18 protein-coding genes are annotated in these 20,372 nt (G+C 69.0%); 9 read left to right on the top strand and 9 right to left on the bottom strand.

Going from position 1 to position 20,372, the window contains the following annotated elements; translation table 11 throughout:
- The first annotated feature begins 56 nt into the window (after positions 1–56).
- From EV648_RS37095 to EV648_RS37080, 4 genes are read left to right on the top strand one after another with little or no spacing between them, the layout of a single operon-like run.
- Positions 57–770, top strand: a complete 714-nt coding sequence (locus EV648_RS37095) for an ABC transporter ATP-binding protein (RefSeq protein ID WP_132300251.1) — start codon at positions 57–59, stop codon at positions 768–770.
- Complete coding sequence (locus EV648_RS37090; RefSeq protein ID WP_132300249.1) at positions 770–1,510, top strand: ABC transporter permease; 741 nt, start codon at positions 770–772, stop codon at positions 1,508–1,510. Before EV648_RS37095 ends, EV648_RS37090 begins: the two co-directional genes overlap by 1 nt.
- Positions 1,507–2,793: a sensor histidine kinase gene (locus tag EV648_RS37085; protein WP_132300247.1), complete on the top strand. Its 1,287-nt coding sequence runs from the start codon at positions 1,507–1,509 to the stop codon at positions 2,791–2,793. The genes EV648_RS37090 and EV648_RS37085 overlap by 4 nt, the downstream gene beginning before the upstream one ends.
- Positions 2,790–3,428, top strand: a complete 639-nt coding sequence (locus EV648_RS37080) for a response regulator transcription factor (protein ID WP_132300245.1) — start codon at positions 2,790–2,792, stop codon at positions 3,426–3,428. The genes EV648_RS37085 and EV648_RS37080 overlap by 4 nt, the downstream gene beginning before the upstream one ends.
- A gap of 156 nt (positions 3,429–3,584) precedes the next feature.
- Here EV648_RS37080 and EV648_RS42875 read toward each other — a convergent pair whose 3' ends face one another.
- Complete coding sequence (locus EV648_RS42875; protein WP_158294176.1) at positions 3,585–3,743, bottom strand: hypothetical protein; 159 nt, start codon at positions 3,741–3,743, stop codon at positions 3,585–3,587.
- 95 nt (positions 3,744–3,838) lie between these two features.
- On the opposite strand from EV648_RS42875, the gene EV648_RS37070 reads away from it, so the two are divergent.
- Positions 3,839–4,660 carry an alpha/beta fold hydrolase gene (locus EV648_RS37070; protein WP_199235036.1) on the top strand — a complete coding sequence of 274 codons (822 nt, stop codon included), beginning with the start codon at positions 3,839–3,841 and terminating at the stop codon, positions 4,658–4,660.
- On the opposite strand, the gene hrpA is transcribed toward EV648_RS37070, so the two are convergent.
- From hrpA to EV648_RS37040, 7 genes are all read right to left on the bottom strand, one after another.
- Positions 4,647–8,549, bottom strand: a complete 3,903-nt coding sequence (gene hrpA, locus EV648_RS37065) for an ATP-dependent RNA helicase HrpA (RefSeq protein WP_132300239.1) — start codon at positions 8,547–8,549, stop codon at positions 4,647–4,649. The two genes, EV648_RS37070 and hrpA, sit on opposite strands and share 14 nt — an antisense overlap.
- 312 nt (positions 8,550–8,861) lie before the next feature.
- Positions 8,862–9,731: a TIGR03619 family F420-dependent LLM class oxidoreductase gene (locus tag EV648_RS37060; protein ID WP_132300237.1), complete on the bottom strand. Its 870-nt coding sequence runs from the start codon at positions 9,729–9,731 to the stop codon at positions 8,862–8,864.
- Between the two features lie 80 nt (positions 9,732–9,811).
- The gene (locus EV648_RS37055; protein ID WP_199235035.1) at positions 9,812–10,234 is read right to left on the bottom strand and encodes a universal stress protein; all 423 of its coding nucleotides are present in this window, start codon (positions 10,232–10,234) and stop codon (positions 9,812–9,814) included.
- Complete coding sequence (locus EV648_RS42870) at positions 10,234–10,398, bottom strand: hypothetical protein (RefSeq protein ID WP_158294175.1); 165 nt, start codon at positions 10,396–10,398, stop codon at positions 10,234–10,236. Before EV648_RS42870 ends, EV648_RS37055 begins: the two co-directional genes overlap by 1 nt.
- Before the next feature lie 5 nt (positions 10,399–10,403).
- The gene (locus EV648_RS37050; protein ID WP_241995978.1) at positions 10,404–12,044 is read right to left on the bottom strand and encodes an AMP-binding protein; all 1,641 of its coding nucleotides are present in this window, start codon (positions 12,042–12,044) and stop codon (positions 10,404–10,406) included.
- Positions 12,045–12,092: 48 nt separating this feature from the next.
- Positions 12,093–12,977 (bottom strand): SDR family NAD(P)-dependent oxidoreductase, encoded by an 885-nt coding sequence (locus tag EV648_RS37045; RefSeq protein WP_132300235.1) that lies wholly within the window; start codon positions 12,975–12,977, stop codon positions 12,093–12,095.
- Positions 12,978–13,017: 40 nt separating this feature from the next.
- Positions 13,018–13,815, bottom strand: coding sequence for an alpha/beta fold hydrolase (locus tag EV648_RS37040; RefSeq protein WP_132300233.1), 798 nt, complete (start codon positions 13,813–13,815; stop codon positions 13,018–13,020).
- Positions 13,816–13,902: 87 nt separating this feature from the next.
- Here EV648_RS37040 and EV648_RS37035 point away from each other — a divergent pair, with 87 nt between their 5' ends.
- Positions 13,903–15,030 carry a Xaa-Pro peptidase family protein gene (locus EV648_RS37035; RefSeq protein ID WP_132300231.1) on the top strand — a complete coding sequence of 376 codons (1,128 nt, stop codon included), beginning with the start codon at positions 13,903–13,905 and terminating at the stop codon, positions 15,028–15,030.
- A 28-nt stretch (positions 15,031–15,058) separates the two neighbouring features.
- On the opposite strand, the gene EV648_RS37030 is transcribed toward EV648_RS37035, so the two are convergent.
- Positions 15,059–16,042: a GlxA family transcriptional regulator gene (locus EV648_RS37030; protein WP_132300229.1), complete on the bottom strand. Its 984-nt coding sequence runs from the start codon at positions 16,040–16,042 to the stop codon at positions 15,059–15,061.
- A gap of 70 nt (positions 16,043–16,112) precedes the next feature.
- Here EV648_RS37030 and EV648_RS37025 point away from each other — a divergent pair, with 70 nt between their 5' ends.
- The 3 genes from EV648_RS37025 (at position 16,113) to EV648_RS37015 (ending at position 20,369) form a co-directional block, all read left to right on the top strand.
- Positions 16,113–17,387 carry an MFS transporter gene (locus EV648_RS37025; RefSeq protein ID WP_241995977.1) on the top strand — a complete coding sequence of 425 codons (1,275 nt, stop codon included), beginning with the start codon at positions 16,113–16,115 and terminating at the stop codon, positions 17,385–17,387.
- 313 nt (positions 17,388–17,700) lie between these two features.
- Complete coding sequence (gene soxR, locus EV648_RS37020) at positions 17,701–18,216, top strand: redox-sensitive transcriptional activator SoxR (protein ID WP_132300227.1); 516 nt, start codon at positions 17,701–17,703, stop codon at positions 18,214–18,216.
- A gap of 35 nt (positions 18,217–18,251) precedes the next feature.
- Positions 18,252–20,369, top strand: coding sequence for an ATP-dependent DNA helicase RecQ (locus tag EV648_RS37015; RefSeq protein ID WP_132300225.1), 2,118 nt, complete (start codon positions 18,252–18,254; stop codon positions 20,367–20,369).
- Positions 20,370–20,372: the final 3 nt, after the last annotated feature.

The raw sequence follows: 20,372 nt of genomic DNA, 5'->3' as shown, positions 1-20,372 counted from the left end.
GGCCATCGACCGATCGGTTGATGTGGCGGACCGCTCGTCGCCGGGATTCTCGAGGCATGACAGTCATCGAGATCGAGAACCTGAGGAAGAGCTACCACGATCGCCCCGCCGTGGACGGTCTGTCGCTGAGGGTCGAGCGCGGGGAGATCTTCGGCATCGCCGGCGCGAACGGCGCCGGCAAGACGACCGTCGTCGAGTGCGCGGCGGGCCTGCGCCCGTACGACGACGGCACCGTGCGGGTCCTGGGTCTGGACCCGAGGACCGACCGCCGAAGGCTGTTGCAACGCGTCGGGGTGCAGCTGCAGGAGGCGGCGCTCCCCGATGCACTGAGGGTCGGCGAGGCGTTCAGGATGTACGCGTCGCTTTACCAGCACCCGCTCGACTGGCGTGCGCTGATGGACGAGTGGGGTCTGACGGAGAAGCGGCGCGTCGGCTTCGCGAGCCTGTCCGGCGGCTGGAAGCAACGCCTGTTCGTCGCCCTCGCGCTGATCGGTGATCCGGAGGTCGTGTTCCTCGACGAACTGACGACCGCCCTCGATCCGCTCGCCCGCCGGTCCACGTGGGACCGGGTCCGCAAACTCCGCGAGCGCGGCGTCACCGTCGTGCTGGTCACCCACTTCTTGGAGGAGGCCGAGGCCCTTTGCGATCGGGTCGCGATCATCGATCGCGGCCGCGTGGTCACCGCCGGCAGCCCGCAGGCGCTGATCGCCGAGGCCGGCACCGACTCCCTCGACTCTGCCTATCTCACCCTGACCGGAAGGGGCCTGTGATGTCCGAGTTCACTACCTTCAAAGGACTCGCCCGGGTCGCCTCGGTCGAGCTTCTCCTGATCCTGCGGGATCCGATGGCCGCCTTCTTCGCCGTGGCGTTCCCGCTCGTGCTGTTGTGGGTGAAGATGCACACGGCCGATCCGTTGCCCGGTGGTCTGCCGATCGTGGCGGCGACGGTGCCGATGCTCAGCACGTTCGTGATCGGCCTGGCCACGTTGGTGGTGCTGCCCGCCACGATCGCGCAGTACAGGGAGCGGCGGATCCTCAAGCGACTGCGAGCGACTCCGGCATCGTCGGTGCTGCTGCTCACGGTGCAGTGGGCCGCGCACCTGTTGCTCGCCGTCGTCGGGACGGTCCTGCTGATCGTCGTCGGGGTGGTGGCTTTCGACCTCGGCGCACCGGCAAACACGGGGAGCGTGGTGCTGGCCTGGCTGCTTGGGGCGATGAGCCTCGGAGCCATCGGTCTGCTGCTGGGCGCGGTTCTGCCGAGTACTCGCGGCGCGACGGTGATCGGGCTGACGTTGTTCTTTCCGATGGTGTTCCTGTCCGGGGCGATGATCCCGCGCGAGCTCGCGTCACCGTCGATGCGGTCGATCGGCGACCTGCTGCCGTTGGCACCGGTCGTGCAGAGCCTTCGCGCGGGATGGACCGGTGAAGCCCTGTCGATGGTTCACTTGGGCGTCATGGTGGCGATCTTCGTAGTGGCCGGCGGACTGGCCGTCAGGCTGCTCCGCGGATGACGGCCGGCTCGCGCTGGGAACGCGTCACGCCGTTTCTGCCTAACCTGTTCATCGTGTTGCCGGCGGCCTCGTCACTGCTAGGCGACTGGCGGCCCGCAGTACTCGGTCTGTCCCTGCTCGCCGTTGTCGCCTACTGGGCCGTGAACCGGTGGCAGGCCAGGCGCCGCGCCATCGTCTTCCTGTACTTCGCGGGGATGCTCGCCGTGCTCGGGGTGTTGGTCAGCCTCGACGAGGTGTTCACCGTGAGCGCGGTCGGCATCTTCGTCCAGGCCTTCGCCTTGCTCCCCGGTCGATGGGCGTACGCCGGGGTCGCGGCGACGGCTGGCGTCGTGGTGGCCTGCCGACCGCGGGACGGGGAGTCGGCGAGGGAGTTGGTGTTCTCCTTCCTTATCGCCGTGCTGATCGCGTCGACGGTCGGGTTCCTCTTCCAGTTGATCGCCGAGCAGAGCGAGCAACGGCGGCAACTGATCGGCCGGCTCGAAGTAGTCGCGGATGAGAACGCCGAGCTCCAGGCGCAACTGCTCACCCGGGCTCGCGAGGCCGGGATCCTGGCGGAGCGGCAACGGATGGCGCGCGAACTGCACGACACGATCGCGCAGAATCTCACCGCGATCGTCACGCAGTTGGAGGTCGCCGACACGGTGCTGGATGGTGCGCCGGCAGCCCGGGCCCGGCTGGAGACGGCGAGGTCACTGGCTCGCGAAGGGCTGGGGGAGGCGCGGCGGTCGATCCATGCGCTTCGCCCTGCTGTCCTTGATACCGCGCAGCTTCCTCGGGCTCTGGAAGACACCGCGGGAAAGTGGTCGCGGTCTACGGGGGTGCCGGCGACCTTCACGGTCACCGGTGAAGCACGACCTCTGCATACCGAGGTGGAGATCACTCTGCTCCGCGTCGCGCAGGAGGGTCTGGCGAACATCGCCAAGCACGCACATGCCACCCGGGTCGCGCTGACGTTGTCCTACATGGAAGATGTGGTCGCCTTGGATCTCCGCGACGACGGCGTCGGATTCAGTCCGGCCGGTCCGGCGCGGCGGGTCCTGAAGGGTGGTGGGTTCGGCTTGGTCGCCATGCGGCAACGGGTCACCCGACTGGCGGGCACCCTCGAGATCGAGACCGCGCCCGGCGACGGCACCGGCATCTCGGCCACCGTGCCCGCGATCCCCGCCGCCCCTGACGAGGGACGGGCCAACGCGGGACGGGCCAACGAGGACCGGATCGACGAGGAACGGGCCGACGCGCAGGCCGATGAGGACCGCGCTGACGAGGGACGGGTCGAGGCATGACGGTGCGGATGATCATCGTGGACGACCATCCGGTGGTCAGGGACGGCCTCCGCGGGATCTTCTCCGCCGATGACGCGTTCGAGGTCGTCGGTGAGGCAGGTGACGGACCCGAGGCTCTGGTGGTAGCCCGCGAGACGCAGCCGGATGTCGTGCTGATGGATCTGCGGATGCCCCGGATGAGCGGCGCCGAGGTAATCCGCCGGCTGCGTGAACAGTCACCGGGGCTGCCGGTGCTCGTGCTGACCACCTTCGACGACGACGCCGACGTACTGCCAGCTATCGAACAAGGCGCCACCGGTTACCTGCTGAAGGACACGCCGCGCGCCGAACTGCGCAGCGCCGTACTGGCTGCTGCCCGGGGTGAGTCGGTGTTGTCGCCATCTGTCGCCGAGGTGCTGACCCAGCGGGCGCGTGCGCCCAAACGGCCGGTCCTCAGCCCGCGCGAACTAGAGGTCCTCCGCCTCATCGCCGGCGGCACGACCAATCGCGAGATCGCCTCCACCCTCTTCATCACCGAAGCCACCGTGAAGACGCACCTCCTCCACATCTTCGCCAAACTCGAAGTCAACGACCGCGCTGCCGCAGTAGCTAGTGCGTACGACAGATCCTTGCTAGGCCCAACCTCCAGCAAATAGGCCTAGGTGTGGCCGGTCGGGCCGTTGGTGGCGCGCCGGGCCTAGCGGCGGCGGCGCTGACTGTGGGGGGTGAGGACACCAAAACGGGACTTCGGACACGTTGTTACTCATGCGAGGTCCCTCTGGCGCTCCGCCTGGCAGCGTCCAGCCCGTGACCTACCGGCGAGGTTGCTGAGTGGTCGCCGTCCGCTGGTCCTTCGAGGTGCCGGACACGCCGGGGGTGAGGTTCCACGACCTCGTCTCGGGGTCACTCGGCGGCGTCGGCACGATCGCCAACGTCATCAACAACACCGGCGGCACCGCCAACGCCGCCACCCAGCAGCGGTACGTGGTCAGCTACCCCTGCCGGATGGTCGGGTGCCCCCTGGAACTGATATCCAAGGGGCATCCGACCCAAGGGGGAGAATGTCGTGACCAACGCACCGCGGACCGGGTACGCGCCGGTGAACGGCCTGCAGATGTACTACGAGATCCACGGCGAGGGTGGTACGCCGCTGTTGCTGCTGCACGGCGGGTTGTTCGACATCGACCAGCAGTTCGGAGAGGTGCTGCCGAGTCTGGCTGAGAACCGCCAGGTGATCGCCACCGACTTCCAGGCCCACGGGCGCACCAACGACATCGATCGGCCGCTGGGGACCGTCGCCCTGGCCTCCGACGTGATCGGTCTGCTCGAGCACCTCGGCGTGGCGAAGGTCGACGTCTTCGGCTTCAGCGTGGGTGGCGCGGTCGCCCTGCATCTCGCGATCCGCAACCCCGAGCTGATCCGGAAGGCGATCATCTCCTCGGCGTCCTACCACCCGGACGGCGACCGAGCGGAGAACGCCGACGCGGTGGGTGAGATGAAGGTCGAGATGATCGCCGGCACGCCGATGGAAGCGGCCTACCTGGCCAAGTCGCCGCACCCGGACCTCGAGCACCTGCAGGTGCTGCTCAACAAGCTGGGCGGTTACGACCGCGGCACCAGCGGCTGGTCCGACGACGATATCCGGGGAATCGCCGCGCCCACGCTGTACACCGTCGGCGACAACGACGCCGTGAAGTTGGAGCACGCGGTGAAGTTCGCGCAGCTGCGCGGCGGCGACGTCAACGGCGACTTCGTCGGTGTCCCGGCGTCGCAGCTAGCGGTGTTCCCTGGCACGACCCACTTCTTCGGAATGGCTCGTACCAACCTGGTCAGCGACGTCGTGCTGACCTTCCTCGACGCCCCGATGCCGGCGGCTACGCAGTCGTGAGTGCCTTGCGGATGCGCTTGTCCGAGACCGGGTACGGCGTGCCGAGGGCCTGAGCGAAGAGGCTGATCCGGAGCTCCTCGAGCATCCAGCGGACCTCGAGCAGCTCCGGACTCGGGTACTTGCCGGTCGGTACCGCGCGCAACCGCTTCTGGTACTCGTCGGTCAGCGTCTGGACGATCGCCATCCCGGACCGGTCCCGCATCGCGTTGGCGCCGATCTTGTCCAGCCGCTGCTCGATCCCGCGCAGATAACGCACCAGATCGGGCAGCCGCTTCGCCCCGGCCTCGGTGATGAAGCCGCGGTGCACCAGCCCTTCCAGCTGACCCCGTACGTCGGACAGCGCCGCGAGCAGGGCCGGACTGGACGACCTGGAGATCTGCTTGTCCACCGTGCGCGCGTGAGCCAGGACCTGCTCGACCTGCTGCAGGATCGTCAGCACGGTGTCGGCGAGATCCGACCGGACCGCCTCGCGGAGGATGGCGAAAGCGGTGAGGTTCCACGCCGGACCGCCGGCCGCCGCCATCAGTTGATCGATCGCCGCGGAGATCGCGTCATCCAGCAGGTCGCCGACATTGCGGTGCGGCCCGGCCAGCAGCGTCATCTTCTGCTGGTTCGTCAGGTTGCGCTGCACCACGTCGATGACGGACGGCATCGTCAGCAGCAACAGCCGCCGGGTGCCGTTCCACATCGCCGCTGCCTGGTCCCGCTCGGTCTCCTGCAGCCGGATCGCCACGGTCTTGCCTTCGTCGACCAGCGCCGGATACCCCGCGACGGTCAGACCGTTGCGGTGCTCGGAGAAGCTGCGCGGCAGGTCGCCGAAGGTCCAGTCGGTCAGCCCGGAGCGTTCCAGACCGCTGACAGCCTTCGACGCGACCTGCGAGATGGCCGCCTTCGTCTTCGGCTTCAGCCGCTCCTTCAGCGCCGCGAGATCCTTGCCCTCGGCCACGGTCTTCCGCTGGTCGTCGACCACCCGGAACGTCATCCGCAGGTGCTCGGGCACCCGCGTCCAGTCCCAGTCCTCCGGCTCGATCACGACGTCCCGCAGCGAGCGGAACTCCCGGGCCAGCGCATCGGTCAGCGGCCCCGAGGCGGGATCGAGCAGCGGCAACACCTGCCGGGCGTTGTCGGGAGCGGGGACGATGTTGCGCCGGATCGCCTTCGGCAACGACTTGATCAGGGTGGTGACGAGCTCCTCGCGGAAGCCGGGCACGCTCCACTCGAACCCATCGGCGGTGACCTGGTTCAGTACCAGCAGCGGGAGGTGCACGGTGACACCGTCCGCATCGGTGCCGGGCTCGAAGGCGTACGTCAGGTCGAACGTCATCCCGTTCTGCGTCCAGGTGAGCGGGAACTCCTCCTCCTTGACCTCCGCACCCTCGCGAACCACCAGGGACCGCTCGAAGTCGAGCAGATCCGGATCGCGCTGCCGGGCCTTCTTCCACCAGGTGTCGAAATGCCGTCCGGTGACGACGTCGGACCCGATCCGCTCGTCGTAGAAGGCGAACAGGGTCTCGTCGTCGACCAGGAGATCGCGGCGCCGGGTGCGTTCCTCCAGCTCCTCGACCTCCTCGATCAGCTTGCGGTTCTCGTGGAAGAACTTGTGGTGGGTGTCCCAGTCGCCCTCGACCAGCGCGTGCCGGATGAACAGCTCGCGGGACACCTCCTGGTCCACCTTGCCGTAGTTGACCTTGCGCCGGGCAACGATCGGTACGCCGTACAGGGTGACCTTCTCGTAGGCCATCACGGCGCCGGCCTTGCGCTCCCAGTGCGGCTCGGAGTAGCTGCGTTTGATCAGGTGCTGGGCGATGTCCTCGGCCCACTCGGGCTCGATCTTCGCGTTCACCCGGGCCCAGAGGCGGGACGTCTCCACCAGTTCGGCGGCCATCACGAACTGCGGCGGCTTCTTGAACAGCCCGGAGCCCGGGAAGATCGCGAACTTGGTGCCGCGCGCGCCGAGGTACTGGTGCTGGTTCGCCGGGTCCTTCATGCCGAGGTGCGAGAGCAGGCCCGCCATCAGCGAGACATGCACGCTCTGCGGGTCCGCGGCCTCACCCGAGTTGAGGGTGACGCCGATCTGGCTCGCGACCTGGCGCAGCTGGGCGAAGATGTCCTGCCACTCGCGGACGCGCAGGTAGTTCAGGTACTCGCTGCGGCACATCCGGCGGAACTGGTTGCCGGACAGCTCCTTCTGCTGCTTCTTGAGGTAGTTCCACAGGTTCAGGAAGCCGAGGAAGTCCGAGTTGGGGTCGCGGAACCGCGCGTGTGCCTGGGTGGCCTGCGCCTCCGCGTCGGTCGGGCGCTCACGCGGATCCTGGATCGAGAGCGCGGAGGCGATCACCATCACCTCGCGGACACAGCCGTGCTTGTCTGCCTCGACGATCATGCGGGCCAGCCGCGGGTCGAGCGGAATCTGGGCGAGCTGCCGGCCGGTCGGGGTGAGCCGGCGCGAGCGGTCCGCCGCCTTGGCCGAGTCGATCGCGCCGAGCTCGGTGAGCAACTGCAGGCCGTCGGTGATGCTGCGCTTGTCCGGCTCGTCGATGAACGGGAACGCGGCGATGTCGCCGAGACCGATCGACGTCATCTGCAGGATGACCGATGCGAGGTTGGTACGCAGGATCTCCGGGTCGGTGTACTCCGGCCGGCCCTCGAAGTGCTCTTCGGAGTACAGCCGGATACAGATGCCGTCGCTGGTCCGGCCGCAGCGGCCCTTGCGCTGGTTCGCGCTGGCTTGCGAGACCGGCTCGATCGGCAGGTGCTGGACCTTTGTACGGTGCGAATACCTGCTGATCCGGGCGGTGCCGGGGTCGATCACGTACTTGATGCCGGGCACGGTCAACGACGTCTCGGCGACGTTCGTGGCCAGCACGATCCTTCGCGACGCGCCGTGCGACTGGAAGACCCGATGCTGCTCCGCGTTGGACAACCGCGCGTAGAGCGGCAGGATCTCGGTGTTCCGCAGGTTGTGGTCGGCGAGCGCGTCGGCCGTGTCGCGGATCTCCCGCTCACCGCTGAGGAACACCAGTACGTCGCCGGCGGCCTCGTGCGCGAGCTCGTCCACGGCGTCGAGGATCGCCTGGGTCTGGTCGCGGTCGAGGGTGCTCGGGTCGTCCGGGTCGTTGATCGGCCGGTAGCGAACCTCGACGGGGTACGTGCGTCCGGACACCTCGACGATCGGCGCGGGCTCGCCCTTGCTGTCGGCGAAGTGCTCGGCGAAGCGCTCCGGGTCGATCGTCGCCGAGGTGATGATCACCTTCAGGTCCGGGCGGCGGGGGAGCAGTTGCCTGAGGTAGCCGAGGATGAAGTCGATGTTCAGGCTGCGCTCGTGCGCCTCGTCGATGATGAGCGTGTCGTACCGGCTCAGGTCGCGGTCCCGCTGCAGCTCGGCGAGCAGGATGCCGTCCGTCATCAGCTTCACCAGAGAGCGCTCACTCACCTTGTCGGTGAAGCGCACCGCGTAGCCGATCGCGTCGCCCAGCTCGGTGTGGAGCTCCTCGGCGATCCGCTCGGCCACCGTCCGCGCCGCGAGCCGCCGGGGCTGGGTGTGCCCGATCATGCCGAGTACGCCGCGGCCGAGCTCGAGGCAGATCTTCGGGATCTGGGTGGTCTTGCCGGACCCGGTCTCACCGGCGATCACGACGACCTGGTGGTCGCGGATCGCGGCGGCGATGTCGTCCTTGAGCTGGCTGACCGGCAGCTCTTCCGGATACGTGATCTCGGGAACGGACAGCCGGCGCCGATCGACCCGCTGCTCGGCCTGCTCGATCCGCGCGGTTATGTCAGAGAGCGCTCCCTGCAACTTCCCGTCGTCCCGCAGACCCCGCAACCGCTCCAACCGGCGCCCCAACTGCTCCCGATCGGACGTAGTCAGGCCCTCCAGCCGCCCCGCCAACTCAGCAACACCAGCGGCTGCGGAGGCGTCCGGACGACGTCCGCGAGAGGCGCCCGCACCCCGCCCCGCAGCACCAGGTCCGGGAGCGTCGGCTGCGCCACGTCCCGCAGTACCGGCTGCTGCGTCCGCAGTGTCGGTGGTCAGTGCGGGCTGAGCGCCTGCGGGTTTCTTGGGGCGCCGGCGGCGGGGTCGGCGCGGCCGCCCGGGGTCCTGTGCGGAACCGGTGGCTGGGGCAGGACTGGTCGATTCGGTCCGGGCATCAGGCATGTCACCAGCCAGTTTAGGCGCCCCACCCCAGCCACTCACCCGGATTTACCAGACACGCTCCGCGAGCTTGGTGAAGGCGGCCAGCTGCTCCGGGATCGGGGTGTCGATGATGTTGAGATCCCAGTCGACTCGGGTGATGCCTTCGGCGGCGGCTTGCTGGAGGTCGTCGAGGATGGAGTCCTGGGTGAAGACGGGTGGACCCTCGAGCATCGGGTGGGGTTTCATCGGGCCGGCGCGGAGGATGATGTCGCCGGTGCCGCCCGCGTCGCGGTACCAGTTGATGCTCTCGCGGCAGGAGCCCCAGTCGCGGAACGCCAAGGTGAGACCGTCGGTGATCCGAGCGGCTCGCTCGATCGCAGGCCGTGTCACTCCGCCGCCGTAAAGGGAGAGCGGGGAGAGCGGTTTCGGCCCGATCCTGGCCGGCGGGATCGTGAAGTGCTCCCCGCTGAACTCCACCGGATCCGGCCCCCAGCAGGCGCGCAGGACCGCCACAGCCTCCTCGTATGCCGCCGCCCGGCCCCGCTCCGGTACTCCGGTCGCGACGAACTCCTCTGGTAGCCAGCCGAGCGCGATGCCGAGGTCCATCCGCCCACCGGAGAAGTGGTCGATCGTCGCGACCCGGCGGGCGAGGACGATCGGTTGCTGGAACAACGGCACCAGTACCGCCGTGTGCAGCCGGACCCGCGCAGTCGCCGCCGCGACCCACGTCAGCGTCTCGAGCGCGTCGTACGCCGGGTCCTCCGGCAGACCGGCGTAGTTCACCCAGTCCGGTGCCGCGGGCAACAGCAACCGCTCGAACACGGCCACCGCGTCGAACCCGAGCCGATCAGCAGCCGAAGCCACCTCCACGATCGCCTGCGGAGTCGCCTGCGCCCCCAAGATCGGCAACCCGACCCCGACCTGCGGATATCTCATCCCCTCGTCCTCTCGTCGCACCGCCCACGACAGGGCGGCTCCTACCTCGTAGTACGGAGCCGCCAAGACGTTCTTGACACTCAGTCGCGGGGTGAGGGCACCTTCACGGCCAGGACCGGGACGGGGGACTCGAGGAGGACGCGCTGGGCGGTGCTGCCGAGGATGAGCTTGCCGACCGGGCTGCGGCGCCGCAGGCCGAGCACGATCAGTTTGACGTCGCTCGCCTCGGCGGCCTTCAGCAGTTCGTGCGCGACGTCGCCGCTGCTCACGGCCTGCTGGATCGTAACCTCGACCCCGAGCTCCCGCAGGCGTGCCTGGGCGGCGTCGAGCTCGGCCTGGTTCGCGTAGCGGGTGTCGATGTAGGAGTCGCCGCGGCTCGTGTTGAGCAGCAGCACGGAGGCCCCGCGAAGCTTGGCCTCGGCGGCGGCCGCATCCAGCGCGGCCTCGCCTTCGGCCGTCGGCACGTACCCGACCAGGATCTTCACTCCGCCCTCTCCCGTCATCAGTCGTCCCCGAAGGTGAGCCGCTCCCGGGTCACCGCGGTACCGCGGATGCGGGCGACGATACGCGGCAGGTGCGGGACGAAGAGCGCCAACACGGTCAGCACGGTGATGATCAGGCTGCGCAGGGTTCCGGCGTACAGCAGCGGCCGGGGCACCTTCAGCACCTGAGTCAGCTCTCGTTGAGCTTGTTCCGGAGGACCTTTCCTGTCGCGTTGCGGGGGAGGTCTTCCATCAGGACGATCTTGCGGGGTGTCTTGTAGCGGGCCAGGTTGGCGCGGACGTGGGCGATGAGGTCGTCCTCCGTCACAGGACCGCTCGGTACGACGTACGCGACCAGCCGCTGGCCGAATTCCTCGTCGGGCACGCCGACCACCGCCGCGTCGACGACGGCCGGGTGGCTCATCAGGCAGTCCTCGACCTCGACCGGGTACACGTTCTCGCCGCCCGACACGATCATGTCGTCCTCGCGGCCGTCCACGAACAAGCGGCCGGACGAGTCGAGATGCCCGAGGTCACCGGTGCTCATCCGGCCGTCGACGACGGTCTTGCTGCTGCCGTCGGAGTAGCCGCCGAAGACCAGGCCGCCGCCGGCGAAGATGCGCCCGGTCTCGCCGACGGGCACGGGTCGGTCGTCGGCGTCGAGGATCCGCACCGAACTCCCGAGGCAAGGTCGTCCGACGGTGCCGGGCGCCGCGAGCAGGTCCGCCGAGGTGGCGATCGTGGCGATTCCGATCTCACTCGACCCGTACGCGTCGCAGAGCACCGGCCCGAACTGCGCGATGAACCGCTCCGCCGGCGCCGGTCCCAACGCGGCGGCGCCGGAGATGACCGCCCGCAGTGACCTCAGGTCGTGCTCCGCGATCGCGGCCGGTCCGAGGTCGAGCATCCGCTGCAGCATCACCGGTACTGCGACGATCGAGCCGACGCGGTTCCGGTCGACCGCGGCGAGAACCTCCGCAGCGTCGTACCGGCGGGACAGCACGAGAGGCGAGCCGAGGAACAGCGCGAGCATCGAGTTGAGCAGGCCGAGTCCGTGGAAGAGCGGCGGGCAGATCACCATCGGTTCACCGGATCGCAGGCCGATCCGGTTGAGCGCGCTGACGGTCAGTCCGGCGAGAGCGAGCGCGGTCGGCGTCCGCGGCGCGGCCTTCGGAGCGCCGGTCGTGCCGGAGGTCAGGATCGTGATGTGCCCCGGTTTGTCCGGCTTGGGTGGTTCGACAGCGTGGGCGTCTGGCCGGGCAAGGTCATCGAGGCTCGCGGCCTCGCTCGGGCCGTCGACCCAGGCCAGCAGGGTGGGCAGGTCGGCGGGCAGAGCCTCGGTGAACTCCGCGTCGTGGACGAGCAGATCCGGCCGATGCTGCTCGAGCACCGCCTTCAACTGCGGCGGCGCGAACTCCGTGTTCACGAACAACACATCCGCCCCGAGCCGCGACGCCGCCAGCGTGGCCTCCAGGAACCACCGATGGTTCCGGCACAGCACCGCAACCTTGCTCCCAGCAACAATCCCGTACCGCGTGTGCAACGCGGCGGCCTGTCGCGAACAGCGCTGGTCCAACTCGCGGTAGGTGATCGTGCCCCGCTCGTCGATCACCGCCGGCTGATCGGGGTACCGGATCGCGGCGATCACCCCGAGCGCCGCCATCGACTGACCCCATTGCCGCAGCGCCCGCTCGATCGGCACCAGCTGCGAAGGCCGAGCCGACCGCCACACCCCCGACCTCAGCAGCGCAACCGACACCCCACCGACCTCGGCAGCCCCCTTCACCAGCCACCCGGGCGGTCGGATCGGCGCGATCGGTCGCGGCCTCATCGCACCCCTCATCGAGCGCTCCTCATCGGGCACCCCAGATCCGCCCGGTCACGGTTCGTCCTTCCGAGGGCGGTTGGTCCGGCGGTAGTACTGCTCGAAGAGGCGGTCCGTCGGCACCCGGAAGAGGTTGCCCAGGGCATCGGCAGGCCGGACGAACGGGGGTGTGATGTTGTGCGGCTTGTCGGCCACCGCCGTGCAGACCTGATCAGCCGCCTGCTCTGGAGTCAGCCCGGGCATCTTGTTGAGCAGGGGAGTCGGCTCGCTCATCCGCGTGTGCACCAGCCCCATGTAGACCGTCGAGGTCGTCACCCCGTCATCGCGAACCTCCTGAGCCACGCACCGCAACCACACATCGAACGCGCTCTTCGACGCCAGATACGCAGACCACCGGGCCACCGGGGGAGTACGCACACCAGCCGTGGACACGTTGACGATGTGTCCTTGCCTGCGCTCACGCATGGACGGCAACAGCTCCAGCACGAGCTTGGCGGGACCGAGATAGTTGACCGAGTTCGTCCGCTCGATGTCGTGGAACCGCTGGTACGAATCCGCGACCGACCGTCTGATCGACTTCCCGGCGTTGCTCACCAGGACGTCGACCTGACCATGCTCAGCCAGCACCTTCGCGACCAGTTCCTCGATCGCCGTCGGCTCGGCCAGATTCGCCGGATAGGTGAACGCCTTGCCGCCGTCCGCCCGGATCTCCTCGGCGACGATCTCGAGTCGATCGGCCGTCCGCGCCACCAGCAGGACGGTCGCCCCGGCCCGCGCCAACCGCCTCGCCGTCGCCTCACCGATCCCGTATGACGAACCGGTGACCAGGACGACCTTGCCCCGCACGGCAGCCGCGAGCCGATCGTCGGGAATCCGCGTCCGCCCGTTGGTCAACGCCACCAGCAGAGACCACCCGATCGGACGTTTCCCAGTCACCATGGCCCCGACATTACCGGCTGGTAGCCATTCTGGGCAGCCCTCAGGCGGCCTCCCTCGCCACCCGGCCGAGCCACTCGCGCACGAGCGCCGCAAGCAGTCCGGGTTGCTCGATCTGGAGATTGTGGCCGGCCATGTCCAGTACGGCGTACGTGGCGCGCGGGTAGTGGTGGAGCAGCGGGTAGAGGTCCTCGTACCCGGTGACGGAGTCCTGTCGTCCGCACAGGATCAGCGAGGGCCGCTCGTACCGCGGTCCGCTCTCCGGCGCGATCGTGAGGGCCCAGTTCTTCCGGATCCGCTCCATCGCCTCGGTGTCGGCGGCGTCGAGACCTGGCACGACGTCGTCGCGATAGTGCCGGTACGTCTCGGCGGTCTGGACGACGGTGATCTCGGTGAAGTCGCCGACCTGCTGATCGGTCAACCCGTCGAGCACGCCTGGGTCCGACTGCAGGACGACGTGGTCCGGCACGGTCCGGTCGGCGTTCTCCAGTTCGATCCCGATCGAGCAGATCAGCCCGAGCCCGAGGACCTGCTCGGGTCGTTTCGCGATCAGGCCGCGCGAGAGGTAGCCGCCGTACGACTCGCCGATCAGCACGAACGGCTCGGCGCCGATCTCGGCGTCGATGAACTCCTCGACGGCGGCCTGGATGCCGTCCGAGCTGTCGATCGATCCGGCCGGGCTCTGCCCCATCCCGGGCAGGTCGGGGTAGAGCCTTCGGTACCCGGGGAGGTCCGCGAAGACCGGCTCGAGACAGCCGGTCATCAGCCGGTGGTCGGGGGACCAGCCATGCAGCGCGAGCACCGGGATGCCCTCGCCGTGCGAGACGTGGTGGAGCGTCATGTCGTGCCCTTTCGCTGTGCCGATCTTGCGCGACGAGTTCTAACAAATAGCGCCGACAGTTTCCGCCGCCGGAACTAGGCTCGCCTCATGTCACGTCGATCCCTGCATCATCCCGCGCCCGACTCCGCCGTACTGCGAGCCCGGCTGGACCGCGCTCGCGAAGCCGCCAAAGGCACCGGACTGCTGATCGCGCCGGGTTCCGACCTGCGCTATCTGCTCGGCCAGGCCGGCGGCTCCTTCGAACGGCTGACCACCCTCGTCATCCCGGCCGACGGCGCGCCCGCGCTCGTAGTACCGAAGCTCGAAGCGCCCGGGTATGCCGATGTGCCGATGGACGAACTCGGCGTCGACCTGATCACATGGGTCGACGGCGACGACCCGTTCGCCGCGGCGGCCAAGCGACTCGGTGGATCCGACCGGGTCGCGGTGAGCGACTTCACCCCGGCCTTGCATGTGCTGGCGCTTCGCGAGGCTCTTCCGGCGGCGGAGCAGGTGCTGGCCGGGCCGATCGTGCGCGAACTGCGGATGCGGAAGGACGCGGCCGAGGTCGATGCTCTGCGCAAGGCGGGCGCGGCGATCGACCGGGTGCACGCGCGCGTCGCGGACCTACTGCGCGCGGGCCGGACGGAGGCCGAGGTCGGTGCGGACATCGCCGTGGCCATCGTCGAGGAGGGGCACGCGGAGGCGGACTTCGTCATCGTCGCCAGCGGACCCAACGGAGCAAGCCCGCACCATGACGTGTCGGACCGCGTGATCGAGGGTGGCGACGTGGTCGTCGTCGACATCGGTGGACCGCTGCCGGAGGGCTACAACTCCGACTCCACCCGGACCTACTCGGTCGGGGAACCGCGTGACGCCGACGTCGCAGCGACCTACGAGGTACTGCGGCTGGCGCAGCAGGCGGCGGTGGACGCGGTGCGGCCGGGGGTGTCCGCCGAGTCGATCGACGCGGCCGCGCGCGAAGTGATCGAGGCCGCCGGGTTCGGCGAGTTCTTTATCCACAGGACGGGTCACGGGATCGGGCTGGACGTGCACGAAGAGCCGTACATTGTCAGTGGGAACGAGCTGATTCTCGAACCAGGCATGGCGTTCAGCGTCGAGCCGGGCATCTACCAACCGGGCCGGTGGGGTGCGCGGATCGAGGACATCGTGGTGGTCACCGAGGACGGTGTCGAGTCCGTCAACCAGCGTCCGCACGAGCTGGCGATCGTCTGAGAAACCTCGCAGGACCTTCCGCGCCGGATCAGCCGGCCCGGAAGGTCTTGCGGTAAGCGAGAGGAGAAACGCCGAGCTCGGAGCGAAGGTGATGACGCAACGAGGCCGCGGTGCCGAGACCGGCCGCTTCGGCGACCCGGTCGACCGAGAGGTCTGTGGTCTCGAGCAGGTGGCACGCGTGCCGGAGGCGCTGCTGCATCAGCCACGTGCCGGGCGATTGACCCGTCTCGGCCTTGAACCGCCGGCTGAATGTCCGGACGCTCATCTTCGCCTGCGCGGCCATCGCGGCGAGGCTGAGCTCCTCGTCCAGCCGCTCCAGCGCCCAGGCTCGGGTCGGCGCGGTGCCGTCGGTGCCCTCCTCCGGCACGACCCGCTCGATGAACTGGGACTGTCCACCGTCACGCCACGGCGGTACGACGCAGTGTCGCGCGGCCCGGTTGGCCACCTCGCTGCCGTAGTCGCGACGGATCAGGTGCAGGCAGAGATCCACGCCTGCCGCGAGTCCGGCCGAGGTGATGATGTCCCCGTCGTCGATGAAGAGGAGCTCCTCGTTGAGCAGCACCTTCGGATAGAGCGCGCGGAACATGTCGGCGCGCTCCCAGTGCGTGGTCGCCGGACGCCCGTCGAGCAACCCGGCGGCGGCGAGGACGAACGCGCCGGTGCAGATCGACGCGATCCGCGTGCCCGGTCGGATCGTGGCGAGCGCCGCGGCCAGGTCGTCGGGCAAGGTGCCCTCGTAGCGCGGCTGCGGGATGTACGTGCCCGGGATGATCACGGTGTCCGCCTCGGCCAGCGCCTCCACGCCGTACTGCGGGATCAGGCTGTACCCCGCGCTGACGCGGACCGGGGCGACCTCCAGCCCGCACACCTGGACGTCGTACAGGGGAGTGCCGTCTGAGCGGGTGGCTGTGCCGAAGACGGTCGGCGGGATGGTCAGGTCGAAGCCGACCACCGGCTCGAGGGCCAGGACGGCGATCCGGTGCGGCCGGACGGAGCTCAGATGACGGGCCATGGCCATATCTTGACACATGGTGGCGTTCTGGCCACTGTTTCCGCGGCAGTGAAATCGGCAAACTCTTCTGGTGACTGAGATCCTGGAGAAGAAGACGGTCAGGCTGCACCGCGCCTGGCCCGTCGCGGCGGTCGGCTTCATCACCCTGATCGGGGCCGCCGGCTTCCGGTCCGTGCCCGGCGTCCTGCTCGATCCGCTGCACGACGAGTTCGGCTGGTCGCACGCGACGATCTCGGCCGCGGTGTCGATCAACCTACTGCTGTTCGGCCTGATCTCGCCGTTCGCGGCCGCCCTGATGGACCGGCTCGGCCTGCGCCGGGTGGTCAGCGGAGCGCTCCTGCTGATCGCGCTCGGCAGCGGCCTGACGATCTTCATGACCTCGTCCTGGCAACTCCTGATCTGCTGGGGACTTCTGGTCGGCATCGGTACGGGGTCGATGTCGATGACGTTCGTCGCGACCATCACCGGGCGCTGGTTCGTGCAGCGCCGTGGACTCGTCACCGGCATCCTCACTGCCGCTGGAGCCACTGGTCAGCTGATCTTCCTGCCCCTGATCGCGGCGCTCGCCGGGGCGTACGGCTGGCGAGTGCCCGCACTGGTGGCTGCCGCGTCCGCGCTCGCAGTGATCCCGTTGGTGCTGCTCTTCCTGCGCGACTACCCGAGCGACGTCGGCCTCACGGCGTACGGGGCTCCCGAGGGCAGCACGGTCGGACAGCGCGTCGAGACGACCGGCAGTAGCGCGGTGCGCGCGGTCACGGCGTTGTGGAAGGCCATGCATCGGCCGGCGTTCTGGATGCTCGCGGGTGGGTTCGCGATCTGTGGCGCGTCGACGAACGGCTTGATCGGCACCCACTTCGTCACGGCCGCCCACGACCACGGCATGCCCGCGACGACCGCTGCTTCCCTGCTTGCGCTGGTCGGTTTGTTCGACGTCGGCGGCACGATCGCGTCGGGCTGGCTGACCGACCGCTGGGATCCCCGCTACCTGCTGATCGCGTACTACTCGCTGCGTGGTCTGTCGCTGCTGGTGCTGCCGTCGCTGCTCGGGCCGTCCGCTCAGCCGAGCATCTGGGTGTTCATCATCTTCTACGGGCTGGACTGGGTTGCTACCGTTCCGCCGACCGTCGCGCTGTGCCGCGAATGGTTCGGGGTGGACGGGCCGATCGTGTTCGGCTGGGTGTTCGCGTCGCACCAGATCGGTGCGGCCTTCGCGGCGACCGGCGCCGGCGCGATCCGCGACGCTCAGGGAACGTACAACCTCGCCTGGTACCTGGCCGGCGGCCTGTGCGCAGCCGCAGCCCTGATGTCCGCCAGCATCGGCCGCAAACTGGCCGTAGCCACCTAGCCCGTACCCGGCCGATCGCCCGCAGTTGGCCACGGAGGCCGTATGCCGGCGGTGACCGTCCGGCCCCACCAGCCACGACGCCCCACCCCCGGTGGGTCGTCGGCCGAGCATCTGTGGTGGGTCCGAACACCATCTGGGGACCTCGAACAAGACATGACGTGTCAGAAGCCCCGATTTGGTGTCCCCACCCCCGAGAACCACCGCCGCCGCTCGGTTGGGAACGGCTCTTGGCGTTGCTTGTACGGCGGGCGCGGCGGGCGGGGGGCCTTCGGCTAGCCTCGACATTAGTTGAGGTTTAGCGGAGGGGTGACGAGTGGATATCGAGCCGGGTGAACTAACGGTCGGGCAGCTCGCGGAGCGCAGCGGCGTGGCGATTTCCGCCCTGCACTTCTACGAGCGGCAGAACCTGATCATCAGCCGCCGTACGTCGGGCAACCAGCGCAGGTACAAGCGCGACACGCTCCGCCGGGTCGCCCTCATCCGGATCGCGCAGCGGGTCGGCATCCCGCTCGCCGAGGTGGCCGGGGTCCTCGCGCTGCTGCCGGGGAACCGGACGCCGACGCGGCAGGACTGGGAGCACATCTCGGAGCGCTGGCAGGCCGAGCTCGACCGGCGGATCGTCCAGCTGGAACAGCTCCGCGACGACTTCAAGGACTGCGTCGGCTGCGGCTGTCTCTCCCTCGACCGCTGCGGCCTGGCCAACCCGTACGACGTCCTGGCCGGCAAGGGCCCCGGCCCCCAGCGCTTGATGGACGACTCAGGCAACCCCTGCCACCCGAGCGCCTGCGGCAGTCCGGCCGGGTTGTCCACAGGTGCCGAGTGCGGTTGAGCGGAGTGGGGGTGCGGGCGTCTAGGGTCGTCGGCATGGGTGACATCAAGCTCTCGGAGGACCGGGCGACGACCGCGGCCGGAGTGATCCGCGCGATCGCCGGCGACGGCGCGCGTCTTCGCGACGACCAGGAGACCGCGGTAGCGGCCCTGTGCGAGCCGAACGCGAGAGTGCTGGTGGTCCAGGCGACCGGCTGGGGCAAGTCGGCGGTCTACTGGGCGGCGACCGCGATCCGCCGGTCCGAGGGCGCGGGACCGACCCTCGTGGTGTCACCTCTGCTCTCGCTGATGCGCGACCAGGTGGCCGCCGCCGCTCGCGCCGGCCTGCGCGCCGCGACGCTGAACTCGTCCAACGTCGACGAGTGGTCGAGCATCGAGAGCGCGCTCCGCTCAGGCGCCATCGACGTCCTGCTCGTCTCGCCGGAGCGCCTGGCCAATCCGGGCTTCGGCCGTCGCGTGCTGGACGGGCTCGCCGGGCAGATCGGCCTGCTCGTGATCGACGAGGCCCACGCCGTGTCGGACTGGGGTCACGACTTCCGGCCGGACTACCGCCGCGTGTCCGACGTACTGCAGAAGCTCAATCCGCAGACCCCGGTTCTCGCGACGACCGCGACTGCCAACGCTCGAGTGACCGAGGACGTCGCGCGGCAGCTGGGGGAGTCGACCCTGGTTCTGCGCGGACCTTTGGCCCGGTCGAGTCTGCAACTTGCCGTCGTGGACGCGCTGTCGCCACTGGATCGCTTCGCCTGGGTCGTCGACCATCTGCCGAAGTTGCCGGGCTCGGGGATCGTCTACACCCTGACCGTGTCCGACGCGCAGCGACTGGCCGCCGCTATCCAAGAGGTGCACGGCCCGGCTGTACCCGTCGCGGCGTACACGGGTGGCCTTGAAGCGGCTGAACGCGAGCGACTCGAGGATGCGTTGCGCAACAACGAGTTGAAGGCGTTGGTCGCGACGTCGGCGCTGGGGATGGGCTACGACAAGCCTGACCTCGGCTTTGTCGTGCACGTCGGCTCGCCGCCCTCGCCAGTGTCGTACTACCAGCAGGTCGGTCGCGCCGGGCGTGGCATCGACCATGCCGTGGTGGCGTTGCTGCCGTCGGATGCCGATGCTGGGGTGTGGGACTACTTTGCGACCGCGACGATCCCGGTGCCTGAGCAGATGAACCGCTTGCTCCAGGGCTTGGAGGCGTACGGGCCGGATCAACCTGCGACGGTGCCGTCGCTGGAAGCCGAGACTGGTCTGCGGCGAGGCCGGGTCGAGCTGATGCTGAAGCAGTTGGCCGTGGACGGTGCGGTCGAGCGGGTGGAGCGCGGCTGGGTGCGGACGCCGGTCGAGTGGACCTTCGACGCCGAGCACTACGACGGCATCGTGTCGGTACGGCGCCGCGAGGCCGACATCATGCGCGCCTACACCCGCGGCGAACGTTGCCTCATGCAACTGCTCCAGGAGTCCCTGGACGATCCCTCGGCCGAGCCGTGCGGACGCTGCTCGGTCTGCCTCGGCCTGCTGCCCGACCCGCTCAGCGCCAAGCCGGACCCGGAGACCGTGCAGGCGATCATCCGGTTGTTGCGCGGCGAGACCCACATCCTGGAGCCGCGCAAGATGTGGCCCGGTGGCGCTTTCGGCGCGAAGGGCAAGATCCCGCCCGGCCTGATGGCCGAGCCAGGCCGCACCATCGTGTACGCCGATGCGCCCGAGTGGCGCGAGGTGATTCGCTCGACCTTCACCGCGGATTTCGAGGACCGGGCAGGCCTGGATGCGTTGAAGGCGGGCTGCGTGGCAGCTTTGTCGCGTTGGCGTGACGCGTGGTCCCGGCGCCCGGAGGTGGTGGTGACGCTGCCTGCGGCCGGCTATCGACGCTTGACCACCGAGATCGCGGACCACCTCGCCGAGATCGGCCGACTGGAACGGGCCGAACTGACCGTCGACCCGAGCGCGTTCACCACCGACCTCTCCTCAGCCGAGGAAGCAAAAGTCTGGCGCGACGGCGTGACCATCGACGACCTGACAGCCCAGGCCATCACCGGGCGCTCGGTCCTCCTGGTCGTCGACGCCTCCTCGTCCCAATGGCCGATCACCGTAGCCACCGCCAAACTCCGCGAAGCCGGTGCCGCCGCAGTCCTCCCCCTCCTACTCCACCGCCGCCCCTGAACC

This window comes from Kribbella sp. VKM Ac-2568 (assembly GCF_004345365.1).
Classification (GTDB): Bacteria; Actinomycetota; Actinomycetes; order Propionibacteriales; family Kribbellaceae; genus Kribbella; species Kribbella orskensis.
This window is presented reverse-complemented; position numbering and strand designations above follow the sequence as displayed.

Excerpts from the sequence above, each read along its gene's own strand:
- EV648_RS37095 (WP_132300251.1), top strand. The coding sequence starts at position 57 with ATGACAGTCATCGAGATCGAGAACCTGAGGAAGAGCTACCACGATCGC.
- EV648_RS37090 (WP_132300249.1), top strand. The coding sequence starts at position 770 with ATGTCCGAGTTCACTACCTTCAAAGGACTCGCCCGGGTCGCCTCGGTC.
- EV648_RS37085 (WP_132300247.1), top strand. The coding sequence starts at position 1,507 with ATGACGGCCGGCTCGCGCTGGGAACGCGTCACGCCGTTTCTGCCTAAC.
- EV648_RS37080 (WP_132300245.1), top strand. The coding sequence starts at position 2,790 with ATGACGGTGCGGATGATCATCGTGGACGACCATCCGGTGGTCAGGGAC.
- EV648_RS37060 (WP_132300237.1), bottom strand. The coding sequence starts at position 9,731 with ATGAGATATCCGCAGGTCGGGGTCGGGTTGCCGATCTTGGGGGCGCAG.
- EV648_RS37055 (WP_199235035.1), bottom strand. The coding sequence starts at position 10,234 with ATGACGGGAGAGGGCGGAGTGAAGATCCTGGTCGGGTACGTGCCGACG.
- EV648_RS37050 (WP_241995978.1), bottom strand. The coding sequence starts at position 12,044 with ATGAGGCCGCGACCGATCGCGCCGATCCGACCGCCCGGGTGGCTGGTG.
- EV648_RS37045 (WP_132300235.1), bottom strand. The coding sequence starts at position 12,977 with ATGGTGACTGGGAAACGTCCGATCGGGTGGTCTCTGCTGGTGGCGTTG.
- EV648_RS37040 (WP_132300233.1), bottom strand. The coding sequence starts at position 13,815 with ATGACGCTCCACCACGTCTCGCACGGCGAGGGCATCCCGGTGCTCGCG.
- EV648_RS37035 (WP_132300231.1), top strand. The coding sequence starts at position 13,903 with ATGTCACGTCGATCCCTGCATCATCCCGCGCCCGACTCCGCCGTACTG.
- EV648_RS37030 (WP_132300229.1), bottom strand. The coding sequence starts at position 16,042 with ATGGCCCGTCATCTGAGCTCCGTCCGGCCGCACCGGATCGCCGTCCTG.
- EV648_RS37015 (WP_132300225.1), top strand. The coding sequence starts at position 18,252 with ATGGGTGACATCAAGCTCTCGGAGGACCGGGCGACGACCGCGGCCGGA.